Origin of the sequence: Paenibacillus monticola (assembly GCF_009664975.1) — a bacterium.
GTDB lineage: Bacteria > Bacillota > Bacilli > Paenibacillales > Paenibacillaceae > Paenibacillus_AQ > Paenibacillus_AQ monticola.
The window spans coordinates 687,160-708,890 of sequence record NZ_WJXB01000002.1 but is presented as its reverse complement, the minus strand read 5'-3'; the positions used below and the strand labels follow the sequence as shown (position 1 = coordinate 708,890).

The following is a 21,731-nucleotide window of genomic DNA, read 5'->3' as shown; positions in this document are numbered from 1 at the left end:
CACATGAAGACACCGGATGTACCTTCTATATTGCAATAAAATTCAAAAATGCGCCGAAAGTAATTATGCTCCGGAAGTTGTAATGTGTCAAAGGCAAAAAGGAGGTAAATAACGCAGTAAAAGGCGGTAAATGACAGTTTAATGGTAATAATCGGCATCTATCGTGCATGTGCAATATTAGGTATTTATTAAGCTTTAGAAGAAGCTAGTGAATAAGCAGGATCGGTCCGATGCACTCCTTTAGGCTGATAGCCCAGGGAATAACTGATACCGCAAATATCTGCTAAAAGGTAAATAATACTTAGCCACATTTCCGTTCCTTGCAGCCCTGTATTCTGCGTCTGCGTCAAATGAAAGCTAAAACCTCGCTCGTTGACCCAGTTGTTCAGTATCACCACAAGTTGATTTTCCGCCCAATAGATGATTTCTGCTTTACGGTAATTGGTCTGCTTCAGGCAGAGCCATAAAGGATGGGCTACATCAAGGATGTTGCAGGCGTTCAAACGGTTCTCCCCGAAGAACTTGCGATTCCGGCTGTGAGCAAGAATAGTATCGATAGCCTGCTCTGGGTAGGGCAAAGGAATGCCAAATTGGGCGTAAGTAGCGCGAGTCAGCCGATAAAATCCGTTAACGGGCTGCAGCCAGCCGTCTTCTGCGCTAGGGGAACCCCATAGGCCAGAGTGTGCATCGCAATGCGTCTGCAACCAGCCGAATAGATCATCAGGGCGTTTCCGGGATTTGAAATGCAGCAGATTATGATAGATTCCTGTTGCATAGCAGTCAATCCAATCCCCACAGCCCCACGCTTCATGGCTCCAAGGCATCGCATCCAAGTGCTGAAATAAAGTTTCTGTGCTCATCTGCTCCACTACCTGAATGGGATGGAGCAAGGAATCCCCTAGCACTTCGAGTGCATAGCCTACCGCCAGTAGATGATAGCGGGCTAAATGATCCGACAACAGCTCCGGTTTATATACCTCTGGTGCGGGGAGAGACCAGGGATCGGGAAGTAGACCTGTGGCGATATCCTGAAAGCCCTGCAGTTTAGTAATTAGTTCTTCACGGGTCCAGCCGGGCGGCAAGCTGCCGAACATGGCCGCAATCTCGATAGCATCACAATACGCACGGACGGTTCGTTTGAAATTCGGCTGCTGATCCTGAACAAAACTTTCGTGTTCACTGGATACTGAATAATGCTGGAGCAAAGGAATCAATTGTTCGCGAGCTTGCTCGCCAAAGATCTGCAATTTTTGTTCCAAGGTTTGTTCGTTCAACGTGGGCTCCTCCAGCTTCTTTGGGAAGTGTGACCCAGGTTCAGCAGGAAGTCTGCTGCGGATCAGTTTGGCCGGATTCCCTCCAATTACACTATAAGCAGCTACATTCTTTGTTACTATTGAACCTGCCGCTATGATGCTGTGAGCACCAATATGTACACCGTCAACAATGACCGTGTGGGCTCCAATCCACACATCATCCCCGATCTCGATCCCCTTAGAAGTTGACGGCTGCTGAAAAATAGGGATCTGAGTAGACGCGTGACCATGATTGAATCCATAGATACTGACATGCGAAGCAATTCTCACACCATCGCCCATCGTGATTGTCCCAGTGATAATACAATAACTATTAATAGAACAATCTTTGCCCATGGTAAGCGTAGTATTGCGGATTAGTGCGCCTCCGGCAATATAACTGCGGTCCCCCATCTGTAGCCTATCCGGGAAAACCACTGCTTGTGGTGACACGAAACTATCTTCGCCAAAGCAACATGTATATTTGGCTGCAAGCTGCTGTTGATGAAGGGTCTGTTCCGCTCTGTCCTGAGCTGTTTTTTCAATCCATGGCATGTAATCCAATTCCTGAATGTGGGGTCGATCTTGCACTGTCATAAAGAGTCTCCTCCCTAACGGTTCGATTTTGTTATCAGTTTATCAGCCACGCTAAGGAATAAACATGGCAATATGAACACGAATAGCTTGTCAAAAACGCTTCTGAATTCTATGCTTTATTCATCTGTAGTTGAATAGATTATAAGGAGCCTGTCCATGGAGGAGACACTGCAAGATCTCGCCATTCAGATTGACTGGATTCATGATAAACACACATTGCCGGACTGGAAAGATAACCGCCATAACATTGACGTTCACAGCTTTTACTGGATTCATGAGGGGAAAGGAACCTTTTGGACAGAGAAAGAAATCAGCGTAGAGGCAGGAACCCTTTTTTATTTGCAGCCAGGTCTTCCCATGGAGATGGAATCCGACCCACACTATCCTCTGCGTATTACAATGGTGCTAGTATCGCTGTTTAGCACTTTAAAGACTACTCCTGATCAATTGGGGCTGAGTCTACTAGGTCTGCTACCGTTACCATTTATGTTGAAACCCGGGGAAGAACTGGCGGATCAATATGAGGTTTTATTTAAAAAATTAACTAGAATTTGGGTGCCTGGTCAGTTTGCAAGTGACCTAATGACCAAGGCGCTTCTGTATGAGCTCTTGTATAAAATGCTGCAAACTAATGAATCTGCCAAGTCAGATAGAGGGTTAGGTTATGACCTGTTCCTGCAGGTAAAAGATGAGTTGGAAAGGAATTATGGCGAGCCCCTGCGGTTTCTTGAGCTGGCTGAACGGTATAAGATATCCACCTCGTATTTGCGAAGCCTGTTTCAACAGTACCTTCATATGAGTCCTAAAGCCTATTTAAGCGAAATTCGCCATGAGCACGCCAAGAAGCAGCTGCTGTATACCAGCCTGAATATGAAGGAAATTGCCCAGAGCTGTGGTTACAGTGATGAATTTCATTTCAGCAAAAGCTTTAAGCAGCACAGTGGCGTACCGCCGACAGCATTGCGACGTTCCTAGCAGAATATTACTTCAGTTCACTCTCAGTACATATAGGAGTGTTACTATGCAGTTAATAGAAGAGATAGACAGATAATAGGAGCTGGAGGAATAGTTATGAAGTTATTAGAAATCAAACACCTGAATAAATCATACCGGATTGCTGGAAAAGAAAAGGTGTCGGTGCTTAGAGACGTGAATCTGGATTTTGAAAGTGGTGAATTTGTCTCCATTCTTGGAGAATCCGGTTCGGGCAAATCAACCTTAATGAATATTATCGGTGGGATGGACTCTGATTACGAGGGCGATGTAATTGTACAGGGGAAGACGCTTCGAGGCATGAAGGAAAATGAAATTGATGCTTATAGAAAAGATAAAATTGGTTTTATATTTCAAAGCTTCAATCTGATTCCTCATTTGTCCGTGCTGGATAATGTGATGATTGCGATGCAAATGACGGATAGCAGTATGAAGGAACGGACAACACGCGCGAAGGAAATTTTGACGGACATTGGTTTGAAAGATCACCTGCATAAACGTCCTAACCAGCTGTCTGGTGGGCAGAAACAGCGTGTAGCTATAGCCAGAGCGTTATCTAATGATCCGGATATTATTCTGGCAGATGAACCAACAGGTTCGCTCGATCAGGATACCAGTGAACAAATCCTTGAATTACTGGATTCGATTGCGAAAAAAGGCGTGCTTATTATTACAGTCACCCATTCGCAGAGAGTAGCAAACTTTGGGAGCCGGATTGTTTTGGTGGAAGATGGTTGCATTAAAGAAGAACAGAATCTGAAAGAGCGGTATATGGCAGTAAAAGAGTCGGAAGAGAAAAAAGGTAAAAATTTAAGCTTTGCCGCTTCTTTTAAACTGGCGATCGATAATATGACCTTAAATGCAAAGCGGAATATTCTTGTAGCTACAGGTGGAGCGATCGGGATTTTAAGTGTGGTTCTAATGTTGTCCTTAGGCAATGGTGTAACAGGCTATTTGAATGATGAGATCAATTCAAGCTTGAACCCGCTGCTAGTTGATGTGGTGAAGCAGACTGCTGTTGAGGGCGAAGCGAAAATGGAAAACCGGGGTCCTAATCAACAGACAGCAACCGAGCCGCTTACCGAGCAGGATTACGATGTAATTAGCAGCATAAAAAATGTGGATAGAGTCGAAAAGATAACAACAATTACAGGGAAGAGCAATGTTGTCTTCAATGATAAGAGCCAAGAGCTCTCATCACTTGGAACTGTAACCGATTCAATTAAAGCAGCAGATATCAAGCAAGGAGCACTACCTGCTGAGAATGAGGTGCTTCTGACAGCCGATTTTGCCAAGAAATTGAGTTCTGAAGCTACCTATACATCACTTGTGGGGAAAAAAGTAAACTTATATATTAATGAAATGAATGAACAGAATCAGCCGGTTTCCGTTGCTGCAGAATTAGTTGTATCAGGGATCTATGAGCAGGCCGACCGTGGTCCTATAAGTGGATCTAACGCATATCTTGCTTATGCAACTCTGGATAAGGCCTTTAGTAAACAATCTTTAAGCTTACTACCTAGTCAATTAAATGCGTATGCCGCAAATATCGATGATGTCGAGGGAATTAAAGCTGCGGTAGGAGAAGCAGGATTCACTAGCTCACCAATAGCCAGTATTATGGAACGGATTACGACATACTTGAAAATGGCTTCTTGGGTATTATCAAGTATCGCAGGTATTTCTCTGCTTGTATCGGGAATAATGATTCTAGTAGTTCTCAATATTAGCGTTGTGGAACGGACCAGAGAAATCGGGATTTTGCGGGCTATAGGTGCCCGAAAGAAAGATATCCGCCGAATTTTCTTCTCAGAATCGGCACTATTGGGTTTGTTCAGTGGAGTAATTGCTGTTGGTGCTGCGTGGGGAATTAGCATCCTCTTAAATAATATTATGGTCAATAGCTTTGGTGTTGGGCTGATTCTGCTAACTCCGCAATATATGCTGTTTGGCTTAGTCGTGAGTACATTAATCAGTGTGATCGCCGGAGTGATGCCTTCCTCTAAAGCAGCTAAATTGGACCCGATGGAATCCTTGCGTTACGAATAATGGATAAAAATACATTGTTCAGCATGCGTTGAGTCATATCAGCAATTTTTCTACTGTGGTATCTTTGAAGTTGTAACTCCTTCCGAGTTCTATCAATTAAAGGTCCATATAAACAGTGAAGAGGTGCTTTATTGAATTTTCCAAGCATACAATTTGGACGTATTAAATCCAGGGTTCCTATTATTCAAGGCGGTATGGGTGTGGGTATTTCCCTTAGCGGTCTTGCCGCTGCTGTTGCTAATGCTGGTGGTATTGGGACGATTTCCGGGACGGGTATTTCCACTGAAGAACTGAGAAGACATATTCGAGAATCAAGAGAACTCTCTAAAGGGATTGGATATATCGGCGTAAACGTATTGTTTGCGATGAAGGATTTTGCCGAGAAGATGAAAGCTGCTTTGGAAGAAAAAGTGGATTTCATTATTTCAGGCGCCGGAATTTCCAGAGATATGTATGCCTGGGGGAAAGAGCACGGCACACCGGTGATTTCCATTGTTTCATCGGCTAAGCTTGCTCGAATCTCCGCCAAACTTGGTGCTTCGGCAGTTGTGGTAGAAGGCTTTGAAGCCGGCGGACATCTGGGTACAGACAGATCCATGTTTGATATTCTGCCGGAAGTGGTAGAGGCGGTTAATATTCCGGTCATTGCTGCTGGAGGTATTCTGACAGGGGAAGATGTGGCCAAAGCACTGCGAATTGGCGCTTCCGGTGTGCAGATGGGTACCCGGTTTGTAGCTAGTAATGAATGTGATGCGCCATTATCCTTCAAGCAGAGGTACGTAGATGCTCAGCAAGGCGATACCGTCTTGGTGAAATCTTCAGTAGGATTGCTGGGCAGAGCGATTAGAAATGAGTTCACTGATCTGCTCAGCAATGATGCCAAAGTCAGAATAGCCAAGTGCAACGATTGTCTCAAAGTGTGTTCACATCGTTTCTGCACGATGGAATCCTTGCTCACCTCACTTCGAGGGGATGTACACAATGGCTTGGTGTTTGCCGGGTCCAGAGTACATGAGATTAAAGAGATTTTGCCTGTGCAGCAAATTATCGATAATATTATGAAGGAATACCAAAGAGCGGCTATTCCGGTGGGTTAGCGTTCTCTCTGCAAATGAATAAGAAACACTGAAACGGCAGCGATGTCCTTTCAGTGTTTTTTTTTGGTTATCATAATCCGATAAATTTGGTGGATACTAATGTGATGAGTTTAGTCTTGGGCGAGTAATTCGAGTGATTTTTGAATATTTCGTATGAAGTCTATCTCTGCTGTGATACAATAGTCTAGTTGTCCTAGTCTATAATGATGAGCTGATCTGCAGGCTAGGGATTAACAGATAAACAAGTGAAAAACAAAGGATTTCAGTGTATTTGCATGCATAACAGAGTATTAACAGGAAAATCAGGAGAATTTACACAAAGGATATCATTTTTTGTCGTTTTTTATTGATTTCTTAGAAATCTTTCTGTATAATCAGCCTTGTTGATTTTGCAAATGGAATTTTAGACTCTGCTTACGATGCGGGTTTTGCGAAGTATTCATAAGAAGCATATGCTAACAAAACTTAAGACAATGCTTACGAAGTAGTTTTGCGAAGTAATTTCTTGAGTAGCATATGCTAACAAAACTTTAGGAGGTTTTAATTTTGGGAAAAGCGTTAATTATTGGCGCTGGCGGCGTATCCAGCGTGGTTGTTCATAAATGTTGCCAGAACCCTGATGTATTCGAAGAGATCTGTATTGCTAGCCGGACGTTGGCGAAATGTGATGCTCTGAAAGATAAATTGGCCGGTGGCCGCACGAAGATTTCTACAGCTCAACTTGATGCTGATAATACGGATGAGGTCATTGAACTGATCAAGAGCTTCCAGCCGGATGTCGTTATTAATGTCGCTCTCCCATATCAGGACCTGACTATTATGGATGCTTGCCTGGCAACAGGAGTTCACTATGTGGATACTGCTAACTACGAACCACAGGATACAGCAAAATTCGAATATTCCTGGCAGTGGGCTTATAAAGAAAGATTCGAGAAGGCTGGTATTACAGCATTGCTCGGCAGCGGCTTTGACCCTGGTGTAACGGGTGTATTCACGGCTTATGCGCAAAAACATTATTTTGATGAGATTCATACAATAGATATTGTGGATGCCAATGCAGGCGATCACGGTTATCCGTTTGCGACTAACTTCAACCCGGAAATCAATATTCGTGAGATTACTGCCAATGGCCGTTATTTCGAGAATGGCGAGTGGATTGAAACTGAACCGCTTACTGAGAAAAAAGTATACGATCTCCCGGAGATTGGTCCTAAAGATATCTATCTTTTGTACCATGAAGAATTGGAGTCCTTGTCGGTTAACATTAAAGGTGTGAAGAAGATTAGATTCTGGATGACTTTCTCACAGAATTATCTGAATCACCTGAAGGTGCTTGAGAATGTGGGCATGACTTCTATTGAGCCGATTATGTATGAAGGCAAAGAGATTATTCCTTTGCAGTTTCTAAAGGCTATTCTGCCTGACCCAGCTTCCCTGGGACCAAGAACTAAAGGCAAAACTAACATTGGCTGTATCATCCAAGGAACCAAAGACGGCCAACCTAAAACTTATTATGTTTACAATGTTTGCGATCATGAAGAGTGTTATGCAGAGGTGGGCTCCCAAGCCATTTCCTATACCACTGGCGTTCCTGCGATGATCGGGGCTATGTTAATTATAAAGGGTATCTGGAAGAAACCTGGCGTATACAACGTTGAAGAATTTAATCCAGATCCATTCATGGATGAATTGAATAAACAAGGGCTTCCTTGGCAAGAAGATTTCTCGCCAACGTTGCTAGATTAGGGCTCTGAGTATGGACGATATGGATATCGACATCAGCTCCTTGCCGTCACCCAGCTACCTTATAGATGAAAGACTCCTTACGCGCAATCTTGAGGTACTGAATTCTGTCCAGGAGCGCACTGGCGCCAAAATTCTGCTAGCTCAAAAGGGATTCTCCATGCACTCTATGTATCCGCTGGTGGCTAAATATCTGCATGGCGTCACCTCCAGTTCCTTATTCGAAGCCAGACTGGGCTATGAGAAAATGGGCAAAGAGGTGCATGTCTATGCACCGGCTTATGTAGACTCTGAATTTGACGAATTGCTGGGCTACAGTGATCACATAGTGTTTAACTCTTTCGACCAGTGGAACCGGTTCAAGGACCGCGTGCAGCAGGCTTCGAAGAAGATTAGCTGCGGCATCCGTGTCAATCCGGAGTATTCGGAGATTGAGGTACCGCTGTACGATCCTTGCTTTAATTACTCCAGAATGGGAGTAACACTGCCAAATTTCCGGCCGGAAGAGCTGGAAGGCATTGATGGACTGCATTTTCATACGATGTGCGAGCAAAACTCAGATACTCTTGAGCGTACGCTCAAGGTGGTCGAAGAGAAATTCGGACCTTATCTAAAAGGCATGAAATGGCTGAATTTTGGCGGCGGTCATCATATTACCCGTCCTGATTATGATCTGGACACACTGGTCCGCTGCATTCTGCATATGAAAGAGAAATATGATGTGCAAATCTATCTGGAGCCGGGTGAGGCCATTGCGCTCAATACCGGATATCTGATCGCGACCGTGCTGGACACGATGCACAATGGAATGGACATTGCTATTCTGGATACTTCGGCGGAATGCCACATGCCGGATGTGCTGGCGATGCCTTACAGACCGGGCATCATCGGTGCCGGAACCGCTGGCGAATATGAGTACACCTATAGACTTGGCGGTATGACCTGTCTGGCAGGAGACGTCATCGGAGATTACTCTTTCAAGGAACCTCTGAAGTACGGCGACAAGCTCATCTTCCTCGATATGGGGCACTATACGATGGTGAAGAATCATATGTTCAATGGTGTGAACCTGCCGGCCATTGCTTCATATAACGACGAAGAGGGCATCAAGGTGATCAAACAGTTTGCTTATGAAGATTTCAGTGGTCGGTTGTCTTAATATTTGTACTGGGACTGTCCTGGAAGCCATTAAAGTGGCTGGACAGTCCCTTTTTGTATGAGTGAGGTAGATGTTCTACGCGGACAGAGGTTCCTGCTTCATCCCGAAATTAATGCTCTCCCCTAGAAGCGCTCTTGTGATACAATAACTTAGTCTGTTTTTTAGGAATATAAAGTTTTGTCCGTATTTGAGGAGGATAATTGCATCAATGAAACATGCACCGTTTATTGCAGTGGAAGGGCCGATTGGAGCTGGCAAAACAACGCTAGCTTCGATGCTTGCAGAGGAATTGCAGCTTCCCGTTATTAAAGAAATTGTGGAGGAGAATCCGTTTCTGGATAAATTCTATCAGAATATGGACGACTGGAGCTTTCAACTGGAGATGTTCTTTCTCTGCAACCGTTACAAGCAGCTTGAGGATACCGTGATTCATTACATAGATAAGGGTAAGCCGGTTATTTCGGATTATCATATTTATAAGAATTTGATCTTTGGCGAACGAACACTGAAAGGCACGAAGCGCGATAAGTACCGGCAAATTTATCATGTGCTGACGGATGATCTGCCGAAGCCAGATATCATTCTCTACATTAAAGCAGATCTGGATACCTTATTGCGGAGAATCGCCAAGCGTGGGCGTTCTTTTGAAGAAGCCATAGAAACGGCTTATTTACAGCAGTTAATTGAAGATTATGATGCTGCGATGGCCTCTTTGGCTATCCGCGAGCCGTCTACAACCATACTCACGATTGACGGAAATCTGATTGATTTTGTAGAAAATAGAGAACATTTTATGGAGATAGCCTCTCGTGTAAAGGAGCTTATGCAATGAATAAATATAACATCCCAGATCATGCATTAATCACTGTAGCGGGCACAGTAGGTGTTGGTAAATCTACTTTAACAGCCGCTTTGGCCGAACGCCTTCAATTTCAAACCTCACTGGAGCAGGTTGACCAGAACCCTTACCTGGAGAAGTTCTATCATGATTTCGAGCGCTGGAGCTTCCATCTGCAAATCTATTTCCTGGCTGAGCGCTTTAAAGAGCAAAAGAAGATGTTCGAAATGGGCGGCGGTTTTATCCAGGACCGTTCCATCTATGAGGATACCGGTATTTTTGCCAAAATGCATGCCGATAAAGGTACCATGTCCAAGACGGATTATGAAACCTATACCAGTCTGTATGAGGCGATGGTAATGACTCCTTATTTCCCGCACCCGGACGTTCTGATTTATATCGAAGGTTCTTTGCCGTCCATCCTGATGCGCATTAATGAGCGTGGGCGTGAGATGGAAATTCAAACAGACGTATCGTACTGGGAAGAGATGCACGGCAGATACTCCCAATGGATCAGCGAGTTTACCGCTTGTCCTGTACTGCGTCTGAACATTGATGATTATGACGTAAATGATCCGGCTTCTATGTCGGAAATTCTAATGCAGGTGGGTCAGGCGATTGGAAAGTCTGTTGTGAAGCAATAAATTGAAGAGGGAATTAGGGTGGCACCTTTGGTGTTACCCTTTTTGCTGTGGTGAGGATGCCAGAATGGTTTCCCACATGATACAATAACGGAACAAGTTGAGAAGGATGAGGTGACTTTCGTTGAAGTATGATTTTGATCGTGTAATAGACCGCCGCAATACCCGTTCCTATAAATGGGACCAGTCCGAAAAGCTGTTTGGTGATAAGGATATCCTACCTCTGTGGGTAGCTGACATGGATTTTGAAAGTCCACCAGCGGTGAAGGAAGCACTGGTGCGCCGGGCTGAAGAGGGGATATACGGCTATAGTGTGCCGAGTGACTCGTATAAAGAAGCAATCACTGCATGGTTCAGTAGACGGCATCAGTGGGAGATTCAACCGGAATGGATTACGGATTCCCCTGGAATCGTTACTTCCCTAAGTCTTTCGGTAGAATTATTCAGCAAACCCGGAGATCAGGTTATTATACAATCGCCGGTATATTATCCGTTCTATGATGTGATTAATATGAATGACCGCAAAGTAGCCAAGAATCCGCTCATCGAGCGCAACGGCCGGTTTGAGATGGATTTTGAGCAACTGGAAGGGTTGATGCAGGGAGGAGCAAAGTTGCTGCTGCTCTGCAGTCCGCATAATCCGGGCGGGAGAGTCTGGGAGCGGGAGGAGCTGCTGCAGCTTGGCGCATTATGCCTGCGATATGGTGTGATGGTTATTTCTGATGAAATTCACTGTGATTTAGCGCTTGCAGGGCATAAACATATTCCGTTTGCCTCATTGTCTGAGGACATCGCCAATATTACCCTTACCACACTTGCAGCGACCAAAACATTTAATCTGCCTGGGCTGCAAACTTCGTATATTGTAGCTTCGAATCCAGATTTGAAGCGGAAATTCGATCAAAGGTTAAAAGCTCTAAGCTTGCATATGTCAGGCTTCCTAGCGCCGGAAGCGGTACAAGCTGCCTATAACGAGGGAGAACAATGGCTGGATGAGCTGCAGCAGTACATTGCCGGAAACGTTGAATATGCTATCACCTACCTGTCTGAGCATCTTCCTCAGGTAAATGTCATGCGACCTCAAGCCACTTATCTGCTATGGCTTGATTGCCGTGGGTTGAACCTGGATACCGCTGGACTTAAGAAGCTGATGTACAGTGAGGCAAAGGTAGCTTTTAATGAAGGATCTGTGTTTGGAACCGAAGGAGTAGGCCATTTGCGGATTAATATGGCCTGTCCGAGATCCATTCTGGTCGAGGCGCTCGAACGTTTCAGTCAGGCTGCTCAAGCCTATGTGGTGAAAGCAAGATGAACAAAACACGTATTATTATTGATTGCGATACCGGTATTGACGATGCTCTTGCTATTCTATATGCCCTACGGGCCCCGAACGTCATTGTTGAAGGTATCACCACCGTCTTCGGAAATATAGATGTGGAGCAGGCGGCGGACAATACATTACGGTTACTGGCTTTGGCCCAGCCTGGCTATGAGATTCCGGTAGCCCTCGGCGCTTCTCAAGCCCTCGTCCGGGAGTCTACGGGATTTGCGACACATGTGCATGGCGAGAATGGGATTGGCGATGTTCAGCTTCCTGCCGCTACGCAGCGTCCGGTTAGCGAGAACGCGTCTGAATTTATTATAAGAACAGCCAAGGAGAATCCCGATGAAATTGTGCTGGTTACGCTTGGCCGTCTGACCAACCTTTCCTTGGCGTTAGAGATGGAACCAACGCTTAAAGATACCTTGAAAAAAGTTGTCGTCATGGGTGGCACGATCTTTAGACCTGGGAATTCAACCCCGGTTGCCGAAGCCAATATTTGGGGTGACCCTGAGGCCGCTGACCATGTGTTCACATCCGGCTTGCCAATCACGATGGTTGGTCTTGACGTTACTTTGAAGACACGTATTACCGCGGAGCATTTGGAGTTATTGAACCGTTATGGACGGGAAGAAAATAAGGCAATTATTGCGTTTATGGAGCAATCGCTCCGACATTATTTCAATTTCTACCGCGAAACTAATTATTTGCAAAACAGTGCACCGCTGCATGATCCGCTTGCCCTTATGGTCGCACTGCAGCCGGACCTCGTAACCTATCGGCAAATGAAGGTTCGCGTAGAGCATAAGGGAGAGCATACAGCCGGGATGGTTGTAGCAGATTTACGGCCTCAGCCCAAAGTTGGACATTTCATTGAAGTGGCTGTGGATGTGGATGCCGATCGCGCGCTGGGGATTTTTCTAAGTGTGTTTATGTAATCCGTCATGTGAGTGAAAGTACTCTACCACTATAAAGTGACAATCTATTAATTTGCTATATATATCTATTTTGGTAAAATAATAGAGTCGGGTATTGGAGTGGGAAGACTAGAGTACATATCACAATAGATCGGAGACTTATTATGAAGAGGTTTGGCAAACTATTATTGTGTTTCGCAATTTCACTAGGCGGTGCTGCAGCTTTACAAGGAAATTCTACACAGGCTGCTGGTGGTGGAGTTAGTATTCTGCTGGACGGGTATCCATTGCCTTTTCTGGTAGATCCTGTAGTAATGAGCGGAACGACAATGGTCCCATTCCGGGCCATTTCAGAAGCATTGGGAATTAAGGTGGAATGGAATCAGGCGGCGAAGAAGATTACTGCCACCAAGAGTGATGCAGCAGGTGCGAAGACGGTCATCCTCACCTTGGGGAACAAGAACGCAGCCGTTAATGGCGCAGCCGTGAAGCTGGCCGTGGCTCCGCAAAGTGTGCGTGACAACACCATGATTCCGCTTAGTTTCTTCAGTGGACAGTTCGGTGCAGGGGTATCCTGGGACCAGTCTACCAAGACTGTCTCTATCATCTCTCCCCAAAAAGATATATACACACTAGGCTTCTATGCCCTGGGTGCTTACGGTGAAGTCTCGCGGATTCCCAGCTTCAATGCGATGGCCTTTGGCTGGAGTGGGATTGACCGCAGTGGCCAATTCACAACGACTGGCACGGATTTCAAGTGGCCACAGCCCGCGGGTGATGTGACGCCCGAATCCCTTGTGCTGAACGCTGCTGCCGGAGGGACGGCACCTTATTTAATGGTCTTCTCTGGGGATAAGGAGCTGGAGCTGACCAAGAATATGGAAGATATGCAGCTTCAGGAACAGACTATTACGGGCATCGTCGATACGGCTACTAAGAATGGCTTTCAGGGAATTGCGCTGGACCTGGAGGGGCTAGGCCTCACCGGAGACAAGGAAAAAGTGCAGTCTGAGTATAATGCATTTGTCAAAAGTCTATCTTTAAAAGCACGCGCCAATAGTCTTAAGCTTACTGTCATTCTTCATCCATTGAACAGCTCTTATAAAGGTTATGATTACAAAACGCTTGGAGGCTTTGCCGACGATTTGGTTATCATGGCTTATGCCTATGAGAACGAGACCGGCCCCGAGCCACTGAACAAAGTGGATGAAAGCATCCGGCTGGCCTTACAGCAGGTGAGTAAGGACAAGTTGCTCCTTGGCATATCGGTGCATAGTGAGAATGAAAGTTCGGTAAACTCCAAGATAGGTCTAGCCAAACGTTATGATCTTAAAGGCATTGCCATCTGGCGTTTAGGTCTGATTGGACAGCCGGTCTGGAGCGAAATGAGCAAATCGGTGGAGCTGTAGGAGTTTGTAATACATTCAACAGGCTGCCCAAGGGTAGCCTGTTTTTCTGTGGTTATTATAAGGAGGCTAATGATTATGAAGAAGCATAATGGACGTAAAGGTCTACAACTTATACACGAGGTGGATGCAACAGAGGTGCCGTATGGTTGTCTGGCGGTATGGTTTCTGGGTCAAGAGAGTGTGATTGTCAAAGGAGATGGAGTCACACTCTACATCGATCCATACGTATCGCAGAATCAGGATCGCACCTATCCGCCAGCCATAGCGCCGGAGGATATTAACAATGCTGAGGTATGTCTTATTACGCATGACCACGAGGACCATTTGGATAAAGTAGCTTTTCCGTGGATTATCAGAAATAATCCTTCTATTAAGGTTATGGCTCCGGCTATATGCAAGTCTCAACTGGTGGAGTTGGGTATGAAAGAAGAACAATATTTGCTGGCAGAGACGGAAAAGTGGAGCACCATAGGTCCCAAACTGCAGGTACTACCGGTTGCTGCAGCGCATGAACAGCTGGATCTGGATGAACAGGGGAATCCTCATTACGTAGGCTATATTATCCAGCTTAATGGAGTGACCTTCTATCATGCCGGAGATACCGTCCTGTTTCCCGCGTTGATCGAGACCGTGGCGAGCCATGATATTGACCTGGCGCTGTTGCCGATTAATGGCCGTGACTATTTCCGGAATGCACGTAATATTGTCGGCAACATGAATTACCGTGAAGCGGCGGAATTCGCGGCAGTAGCCGGATTTGAAACCGTAATTCCGCTGCACTATGATGTATTCGCAGGTAATGCCGAGCATCCAGGTTATTTCGTGGATTATCTGTACCAGCATTTCCCAGAGCAGAAGTTCCATGTGATGGCTAGGGCGGAGCGGTTTGTATATGTCTCGCAAAGTGCTTTCAAGGCTACAGAAGAGTAATGTATCGATGGTGTGTTAGGTTTGGCTATTATAAACCTCACATAAACCTGGGGCACAAACCTTTATAATCTCTAGGGTTAAACCCTAGGCAGACATCATATTACTCAGGAGGACTTTAGAACATGCGTTATAAATCACTGGAATTAGACAAACCGCTTACTTATGAACTAGAGGGGTTGGAGATAGGAGTAACCTCCAATTGCAATTTTCGCTGCGATTACTGTTGTGCTTATAATAGAAATGACGGGCAAAGCATCAAGGCTGGGGAAGTCATTCGAATTCTGGAAGAATTACCTGGACTCAAAAGAGTGCGGCTGTCCGGCGGAGAGGTTACTTTAAAGTTTCAAGACTGCGTAGAGATCGTAACCTACTGTTCATCGAGAGGTATCGCGACACAGTTGAATTCCAACGGAAGTCTGCTGAATGCGGAACGAATCGGTCAGCTGGTGACCGCTGGATTGACGACGATACATATCTCTTTTAACTTTACGGATGCAGAAGCCTTCTCCCGTTACTACAATATTCATCCAAGCATCTATGAGAAAATAAGAGAGAACATTACCCTCTTTGCTGCGACTAGCGTAGATACGGTTCTGGAGACACTGCTGTTCAATGAAACGCAGGATAATATGAAGGAAATTAGTGAACATGTCTATGCGATGGGTGTACGCACGCATGAGATCCAGAACAGTATCATTATGGATCATACCGGCTGGAAGTCGATTGCAGCTAGGGAGCAATTAAAGAATGCCGTAAATGAGCTGATCACGCAGAAGAACGAGGATACGATCCTGTATTTTACCTGCATGGACCGTTTTATGGAGCAATTGGGATTTCAGGAGCAGCCGGGAGTGTATTTTCCACATTGTATCGAAGGTAAGAAGCAGCTGCATTTGCATGGCAACGGGGATATTCTTATTTCGGAGCTATGCCATCCGGTGATTATCGGCAATATCTACAAGGGTACCTCACTGAAGGATCTTTACAGCAATATGCCTGCACCGTTGGCGCAATTCTTGGATAAGCTTCCTTGTCCGGCGCTGGATGCCTTGTTTCCACAAGGAGTGTAAGTTCATCGTTATGTAGCCTGCAAACACAGGGAAGGAGGACCTAATGCTTACCCAAATTCGGAATGGACTAGTGCGCTCAAATAGCTTTTTGGAAAAAATAATGCCACTGATCACACCGACAGCGATCGTGGTCGGTGTGCTGAACGAAAGCAGCCTGCTACCGTTCACAGGCCTCGTGCCATGGATATTTGCCATGATGACGCTAATCGGTAGCTTTAAGTCCAATTTCCGTGATCTATTGACCGTTCTCGTTAAACCGCAGAAGCTGATAATCCTCATGCTGATTCTCCATGTAATCATGCCGCTGATTGGCTGGCTGGTGGCGACGGCTATTTTTCCGGATGATCCCTACACGGTAACGGGTTACGTACTGCTGTTTGCAATTCCTACCGGTGTAGTCAGTGTAGTCTGGGTATCCATATACGGTGGTAATATCGCACTTACGCTGGCGCTTATTCTGATTGATACTTTGCTCTCGCCGCTTATCGTGCCCGTCACACTGCATCTGCTGATGGGTGCGAGTGTACAGATTCAGCTGGGAGAAATGATGAAGGGGTTGCTGTGGATGGTCGTACTGCCTTCATTGGCAGGAATGCTGTTGAATCAGTGGACCAAGGGGAAGATCAGCACCGTATGTGGCCCGCCGCTGTCTCCGTTTGTTAAAGTAGGACTGTTCATTGTCGTAGCTATTAACGGTGCCAGCATTGCCCGTTATTTGAAGCATCCGGATGGCAAGCTGGCCTTAATTATTGGTGTAACCTTCGTAACCGTTGTGCTTGGTTATGTAATCGGTGCTTTGGTGGCGCGCCGTCTTCACTGGAATTATGAGGATTCGGTGGCTGTCCAGTTTAATTCCGGCATGCGCAATCTGAGCGCCGGTGCAGTACTCGCCGTGAAATATTTTCCTCCCGCTGTTGCACTTCCGGTAATCTCGGGGATGTTATTTCAGCAGATTTTGGCTGCAGCATCCGGCTTCTTTATTCGGGGTAGGGCTAGGCGCTTGTTGGTGGACGATGAGGTCAAGAAGGTGCCCAAAACAGGGACGATTTCTTAAAAAATGGCAGACCGGATGATTTATCCGGTCTGCCATTTTTCTTGTCATAGTTCAAAATGCACAATAAAAAAATACTTCAATATTTAAACTTCGACAATATACGATAATATACGATAATATATTCTTTTTTCCTCGGTGCATATTCATAATCATACACATGCACCCGATATAATTGTAATACATATGATTTATTTTCTGAAAATGTAATTTATTTAGTGAGAAATAGAAATTTGGGGAAGGAAGTAGAATAATATGAAGATTCGAATGAAACTCTCGGTTATGATGATTGCTATTACAGTCTTTTCAACTGCACTAATGGGAGGATTTACGTACAATAAGTCTACCAGCACGATTATGGACCTTACCGAATCATCAATGAAGCAAATCAACACCAATAAGGCAGAAACAATCGAAGCAATGATTGATAAAGAAAAAAGAAGTGTGGCACTCGTAGCTGGGCAGACAGAGATTGCTGACATACTGACTAAAGCCAGTAGCAGTGGAATTTCAGTGGGAGACGAACTTCAAGCCGAGGTCAATGCTAAGCTTTTGGGGTTGGCAAAGGATGCTGGTAATCTGGAACACCTGTTTGTTGTTGACATGAAAGGTATTGTTATAGCGGATAGTACCCCTAAGACACTTGGAGCAGACTATAGTGAAAGGAATTATACGAAGAATGTGATAAAGACCACTGCGCCAGTTATCAGCGAAACGTTGAAATCCAAAGCTACCGGTGCTTATGTTGTAGTATTTGCACATCCGGTGATGAGCGAAGGTCAGATGATAGGATTCGTAGCTGCTTCAGTAAGTGCTGACAGTATAATCAAATACTTGGCAAATGCTAAGGTGATGAGTGCTGCCTCCTCCTATGCTTATCTGGTTGATGAGACCGGCGTTATATTATACCATCCGGATAAGACGAAGATCGGAACACCTATAGAGAATGCCCAGATTAAGGCTGTGGTAGCACGCATAAAAAACGGTGAGAAACCGGTCGATAGTATCGTGGAATATGTATTTGGTGGCAAGGATAAAAAAGCTGCTTATACAGTATTACCCGAAACCAATTGGACGTTAGTCTTGACTGGGGATATTGCTGAAATCACGAAACCTGTACATGACATGACCAACTTTATTCTGCTGATTGGTGTAATCAGTCTCGTGCTTACTATATTTGTTGGTTTTGTCGTGGCGGGGAGGATTTCTTCACCCATTGTTAAGCTCACAGAATTGATTAATAAGACAGCTGAGCTCGATCTGGAATATGATAATCAGTATGAGTATTTGGGTAAGAGTAAGGATGAGACGGGGACAATCGCCCGAGCCATGTTTAAGACCCGGGCTGCTCTGCAGGAAATGGCGAAAAGCTTAATTACCATTTCTACCAAAGTACTGGATAATGCGGAATCGCTGGAGAAGCTGTCTAATGACGTGAGAGAGAATGCACACGATAATTCGGCTACTACAGAGCAATTATCAGCAGGTATGGAGGAGACAGCGGCTTCTACCCAAGAGATGACCGCCGCAATTCATGAGATTGAGAACAATGTAAGAACGATCTCCGGCAATGTTAAGGAAGGGGCCGAAGTGTCCGGACAGATTACGGAACGCGCCTTGGCCTTACAACATGATGCCAACGAATCCACGGAGAATGCTAAGCGGATCTATGAATCAGTGCGGATCGAGATGGAAAAGGCGATCGAGCAATCGAATTCGATATCGGAAATTAATGTCTTGGCTGATACGATTCTTTCGATTACGAGCCAGACCAACCTGCTGGCACTCAATGCAGCGATTGAGGCAGCCAGAGCGGGAGAAGCGGGTAGAGGATTTGCAGTTGTTGCCGGAGAAATCCGCAAGTTGGCCGAGAAATCTTCGGAGACAGCGGCGGGAATTCAGGGAGTCGTCAAGGATGTATATAGTTCAGTTGAGCTAATGAAAGAGAACTCTGAGGCAATCCTATCCTTCATTGACCAGAATGTGCTGGGTGATTACGAACGATTGAATTTGGTCAGCCAGCAATACAATAATGATGCTTCTATGGTTAATGAGCTGATGAGCCAGCTCGATACGGCTGCTGAACATCTGAACATGACGGTTTCCAGTATCGCTATTGCGGTCAATGAGGTAGCAGCGACAGTGAATGAAGGTGCTATTGGTGTTCAGGATATTGCTGAGAAGACAGCAGATATCGTGGAAAAGACTTTCCAGGAAGCGGCGATGGCGGACGAGAATACGGTAAGTGCCAAAGAACTGCTGGGTCTGGTAGAGAAGTTTAAGATATAAAATTATTCATACAGTTGACCCCACCGGTTGGGTTTGTGGTGGGGTCTTTTTTCTGTGCTAACGTCTTGTTATTTAAGGGAATATTGCTAAACTCCCTGTCTAAGTTCAAAATACATAATAAAAAACACTTTAATCTTTAAATTCGACAAAATGTGATAATATATTCTTTTTTCTAGGTTGCATATTCAGAATCATACACATATATCCGATATTAATTGTAATAAATGTAATTCGCTTTTTGAAACATTAATTCTTTTGGGACGAGTAGAGAATAGGGCGGAAGGACGTAGATTAATATGAAGATTCGAATGAAACTCTCGGTTATGATGATTGCTATTACAGTCTTTTCAACTGCACTAATGGGAGGATTTACGTACAACAAGTCCACCAGCACCATTATGGATCTTACCGAATCTTCAATGAAACAAATTAACACGGACAAAGCAGAAACGATTGAAGCAATGATTGATAAAGAAAAAAGAAATATGCAGCTGGTTGCTGGAGAGTCTGAGATAACTGAGCTGCTGCTTAGGGCTGGAAATGGCGGGATTCCAGCTGGGGATAAGCTGCAGACTGAGATAAACACGAAGCTTCAGGGACTGGTGAAGGATGCCGGAAATCTTGAGCATATGTTTGTCGCTGATATGAAAGGTATTGGTGTAGCGGATAGTGATATCAAGCTGGTAGGTACGGATTTTAGTGAAAGAAACTATACGAAGAATGTCTTTAAGACCGCTGAACCGGTTATCAGCGAAACCTTGAAATCCAAATCGACAGGAGCTTATGTTCTAGCTTTTGTACATCCAGTGAAAAGTAATGGGAAGATGATTGGCTATGTAGCCTCTGCCGTAAGTGCAGATAGTATCATAAAGTATTTAGCAAGTGCTAAGGTGATGAGTGCAGCCTCCTCCTATGCCTATCTGGTGGATGAGACCGGCGTTATATTATACCATCCGGATAAGACGAAGATCGGAACACCTGTAGAGAATGCCCAGATTAAGGCTGTGGTAGCACGCATAAAAAGCGGTGAGAAACCGGTCGATAGTATCGTGGAATATGTATTTGGTGGCAAGGATAAAAAAGCTGCTTATACAGTATTACCGGAAACCAAGTGGACATTAGTCCTGACTGGGGATATTGCTGAAATCACAAAACCTGTACATGACATGACCAACTTTATTCTGCTGATTGGTGTAATCAGTCTCGTGCTTACTATATTTGTTGGTTTCGTCGTGGCGGGAAAAATATCTTCACCAATCCTTAAGTTAACCAAGATGATTAACCAGACATCCGAACTGGATCTTAAATACGACACCCAGTACGAGTATTTGCTGAAAAACAAGGATGAGACAGGTACTATCGCCAAGGCGATGTTCCGTACCCGTTCTGTTCTGCGGGAAATGGCCGAAAGCTTAATAACCATCTCTACCAAGGTGTTGGATAATGCGGAAACGCTGGAGAAGCTGTCTAATGACGTGAGAGAGAATGCTCATGATAATTCAGCTACAACTGAGCAATTATCTGCAGGCATGGAAGAGACAGCGGCTTCTACCCAAGAGATGACCGCTGCAATTCATGAGATTGAGAACAACGTAAGAACGATCTCCGGCAGGGTTAAGGAAGGGGCCGAAGTATCCGGACAGATTACGGAACGCGCCGTGGCCTTACGGCATGATGCCAACGAATCTACGGAGAATGCTAAGCGTATCTATGAATCGGTGCGGATCGAGATGGAAAAGGCGATCGAGCAATCGAATTCGATATCGGAAATTAACGTCTTAGCTGATACGATTCTTTCGATTACGAGCCAGACTAACCTGCTGGCACTCAATGCAGCGATTGAGGCAGCCAGAGCGGGAGAAGCGGGTAGAGGATTTGCAGTTGTTGCCGGAGAAATCCGCAAGTTGGCCGAGAAATCTTCGGAGACAGCGGCGGGAATTCAGGGAGTCGTCAAGGATGTATATAGTTCAGTTGAGCAAATGAAAGAGAACTCTGAGGCGATCCTTTCCTTTATAGACCAGAATGTGCTGGGTGATTACGAACGATTGAATGAGGTCAGCCAGCAATACAATAATGATGCTTCTATGGTTAATGAACTGATGAGCCAGCTGGATACTGCTGCTGAACATCTGAACATGACGGTTTCCAGTATTGCTATTGCGGTCAATGAGGTAGCAGCGACAGTGAATGAAGGTGCTATTGGTGTTCAGGATATTGCTGAGAAGACAGCGGATATCGTGGAGAAGACTTTCCAGGAAGCGGCGATGGCGGATGAGAATACGTTAAGTGCTAAAGAGCTGCAGGGTCTGGTAGAGAAGTTTAAGATATAAAGCTC

15 protein-coding genes and 1 pseudogene are annotated in these 21,731 nt (G+C 45.1%); 15 read left to right on the top strand and 1 reads right to left on the bottom strand.

Features of this window, described 5'->3' with window-relative positions; genetic code table 11:
* Positions 1–1,325: 1,325 nt before the first annotated feature.
* A pseudogene (locus GJB61_RS32525) lies at positions 1,326–1,490 on the bottom strand (DapH/DapD/GlmU-related protein); the annotation flags it as partial.
* 555 nt (positions 1,491–2,045) lie between these two features.
* On the opposite strand from GJB61_RS32525, the gene GJB61_RS07735 reads away from it, so the two are divergent.
* The 15 genes from GJB61_RS07735 to GJB61_RS07665 all read left to right on the top strand — a co-directional run bounded on the left by GJB61_RS07735 (position 2,046) and on the right by GJB61_RS07665 (position 21,726).
* Entirely contained in the window at positions 2,046–2,864 is an 819-nt protein-coding gene (locus tag GJB61_RS07735; RefSeq protein ID WP_154117888.1) for an AraC family transcriptional regulator, read from the top strand.
* A gap of 96 nt (positions 2,865–2,960) precedes the next feature.
* On the top strand, positions 2,961–4,931 hold the full coding sequence (locus GJB61_RS07730; RefSeq protein ID WP_154117887.1) for an ABC transporter ATP-binding protein/permease: 1,971 nt from the start codon (positions 2,961–2,963) through the stop codon (positions 4,929–4,931).
* 131 nt (positions 4,932–5,062) lie between these two features.
* Positions 5,063–6,028, top strand: a complete 966-nt coding sequence (locus GJB61_RS07725) for an NAD(P)H-dependent flavin oxidoreductase (protein ID WP_154117886.1) — start codon at positions 5,063–5,065, stop codon at positions 6,026–6,028.
* A 546-nt stretch (positions 6,029–6,574) separates the two neighbouring features.
* Positions 6,575–7,774 carry a saccharopine dehydrogenase family protein gene (locus tag GJB61_RS07720; RefSeq protein ID WP_154117885.1) on the top strand — a complete coding sequence of 400 codons (1,200 nt, stop codon included), beginning with the start codon at positions 6,575–6,577 and terminating at the stop codon, positions 7,772–7,774.
* 19 nt (positions 7,775–7,793) lie between these two features.
* Entirely contained in the window at positions 7,794–8,930 is a 1,137-nt protein-coding gene (gene nspC / locus GJB61_RS07715) for a carboxynorspermidine decarboxylase (protein ID WP_154118179.1), read from the top strand.
* A gap of 208 nt (positions 8,931–9,138) precedes the next feature.
* Positions 9,139–9,762 carry a deoxynucleoside kinase gene (locus GJB61_RS07710; protein ID WP_154117884.1) on the top strand — a complete coding sequence of 208 codons (624 nt, stop codon included), beginning with the start codon at positions 9,139–9,141 and terminating at the stop codon, positions 9,760–9,762.
* Positions 9,759–10,412, top strand: a complete 654-nt coding sequence (locus GJB61_RS07705) for a deoxynucleoside kinase (RefSeq protein WP_154117883.1) — start codon at positions 9,759–9,761, stop codon at positions 10,410–10,412. Before GJB61_RS07710 ends, GJB61_RS07705 begins: the two co-directional genes overlap by 4 nt.
* Before the next feature lie 121 nt (positions 10,413–10,533).
* Positions 10,534–11,721 carry a MalY/PatB family protein gene (locus tag GJB61_RS07700; RefSeq protein ID WP_154117882.1) on the top strand — a complete coding sequence of 396 codons (1,188 nt, stop codon included), beginning with the start codon at positions 10,534–10,536 and terminating at the stop codon, positions 11,719–11,721.
* Entirely contained in the window at positions 11,718–12,668 is a 951-nt protein-coding gene (locus GJB61_RS07695) for a nucleoside hydrolase (RefSeq protein ID WP_154117881.1), read from the top strand. Before GJB61_RS07700 ends, GJB61_RS07695 begins: the two co-directional genes overlap by 4 nt.
* A gap of 143 nt (positions 12,669–12,811) precedes the next feature.
* Positions 12,812–14,056 (top strand): stalk domain-containing protein, encoded by a 1,245-nt coding sequence (locus GJB61_RS07690; RefSeq protein ID WP_154117880.1) that lies wholly within the window; start codon positions 12,812–12,814, stop codon positions 14,054–14,056.
* Between the two features lie 75 nt (positions 14,057–14,131).
* The gene (locus GJB61_RS07685) at positions 14,132–14,986 is read left to right on the top strand and encodes an MBL fold metallo-hydrolase (RefSeq protein WP_154117879.1); all 855 of its coding nucleotides are present in this window, start codon (positions 14,132–14,134) and stop codon (positions 14,984–14,986) included.
* 122 nt (positions 14,987–15,108) lie between these two features.
* Positions 15,109–16,056, top strand: coding sequence for a radical SAM protein (locus GJB61_RS07680; RefSeq protein WP_154117878.1), 948 nt, complete (start codon positions 15,109–15,111; stop codon positions 16,054–16,056).
* Between the two features lie 43 nt (positions 16,057–16,099).
* Positions 16,100–17,110: a bile acid:sodium symporter family protein gene (locus GJB61_RS07675; RefSeq protein WP_154117877.1), complete on the top strand. Its 1,011-nt coding sequence runs from the start codon at positions 16,100–16,102 to the stop codon at positions 17,108–17,110.
* A 252-nt stretch (positions 17,111–17,362) separates the two neighbouring features.
* On the top strand, positions 17,363–19,396 hold the full coding sequence (locus GJB61_RS07670) for a methyl-accepting chemotaxis protein (protein WP_154117876.1): 2,034 nt from the start codon (positions 17,363–17,365) through the stop codon (positions 19,394–19,396).
* 308 nt (positions 19,397–19,704) lie between these two features.
* Positions 19,705–21,726, top strand: coding sequence for a methyl-accepting chemotaxis protein (locus GJB61_RS07665; protein WP_229521528.1), 2,022 nt, complete (start codon positions 19,705–19,707; stop codon positions 21,724–21,726).
* Positions 21,727–21,731: the final 5 nt, after the last annotated feature.

Bases quoted from the DNA above. Each gene is read 5' to 3' on its own strand.
- nspC (WP_154118179.1), top strand. From the start codon at position 7,794: ATGGATATCGACATCAGCTCCTTGCCGTCACCCAGCTACCTTATAGAT.
- GJB61_RS07690 (WP_154117880.1), top strand. From the start codon at position 12,812: ATGAAGAGGTTTGGCAAACTATTATTGTGTTTCGCAATTTCACTAGGC.
- GJB61_RS07670 (WP_154117876.1), top strand. From the start codon at position 17,363: ATGAAGATTCGAATGAAACTCTCGGTTATGATGATTGCTATTACAGTC.
- GJB61_RS07710 (WP_154117884.1), top strand. From the start codon at position 9,139: ATGAAACATGCACCGTTTATTGCAGTGGAAGGGCCGATTGGAGCTGGC.
- GJB61_RS07695 (WP_154117881.1), top strand. From the start codon at position 11,718: ATGAACAAAACACGTATTATTATTGATTGCGATACCGGTATTGACGAT.
- GJB61_RS07675 (WP_154117877.1), top strand. From the start codon at position 16,100: ATGCTTACCCAAATTCGGAATGGACTAGTGCGCTCAAATAGCTTTTTG.
- GJB61_RS07730 (WP_154117887.1), top strand. From the start codon at position 2,961: ATGAAGTTATTAGAAATCAAACACCTGAATAAATCATACCGGATTGCT.
- GJB61_RS07680 (WP_154117878.1), top strand. From the start codon at position 15,109: ATGCGTTATAAATCACTGGAATTAGACAAACCGCTTACTTATGAACTA.
- GJB61_RS07685 (WP_154117879.1), top strand. From the start codon at position 14,132: ATGAAGAAGCATAATGGACGTAAAGGTCTACAACTTATACACGAGGTG.
- GJB61_RS07735 (WP_154117888.1), top strand. From the start codon at position 2,046: ATGGAGGAGACACTGCAAGATCTCGCCATTCAGATTGACTGGATTCAT.
- GJB61_RS07665 (WP_229521528.1), top strand. From the start codon at position 19,705: ATGAAACTCTCGGTTATGATGATTGCTATTACAGTCTTTTCAACTGCA.
- GJB61_RS07705 (WP_154117883.1), top strand. From the start codon at position 9,759: ATGAATAAATATAACATCCCAGATCATGCATTAATCACTGTAGCGGGC.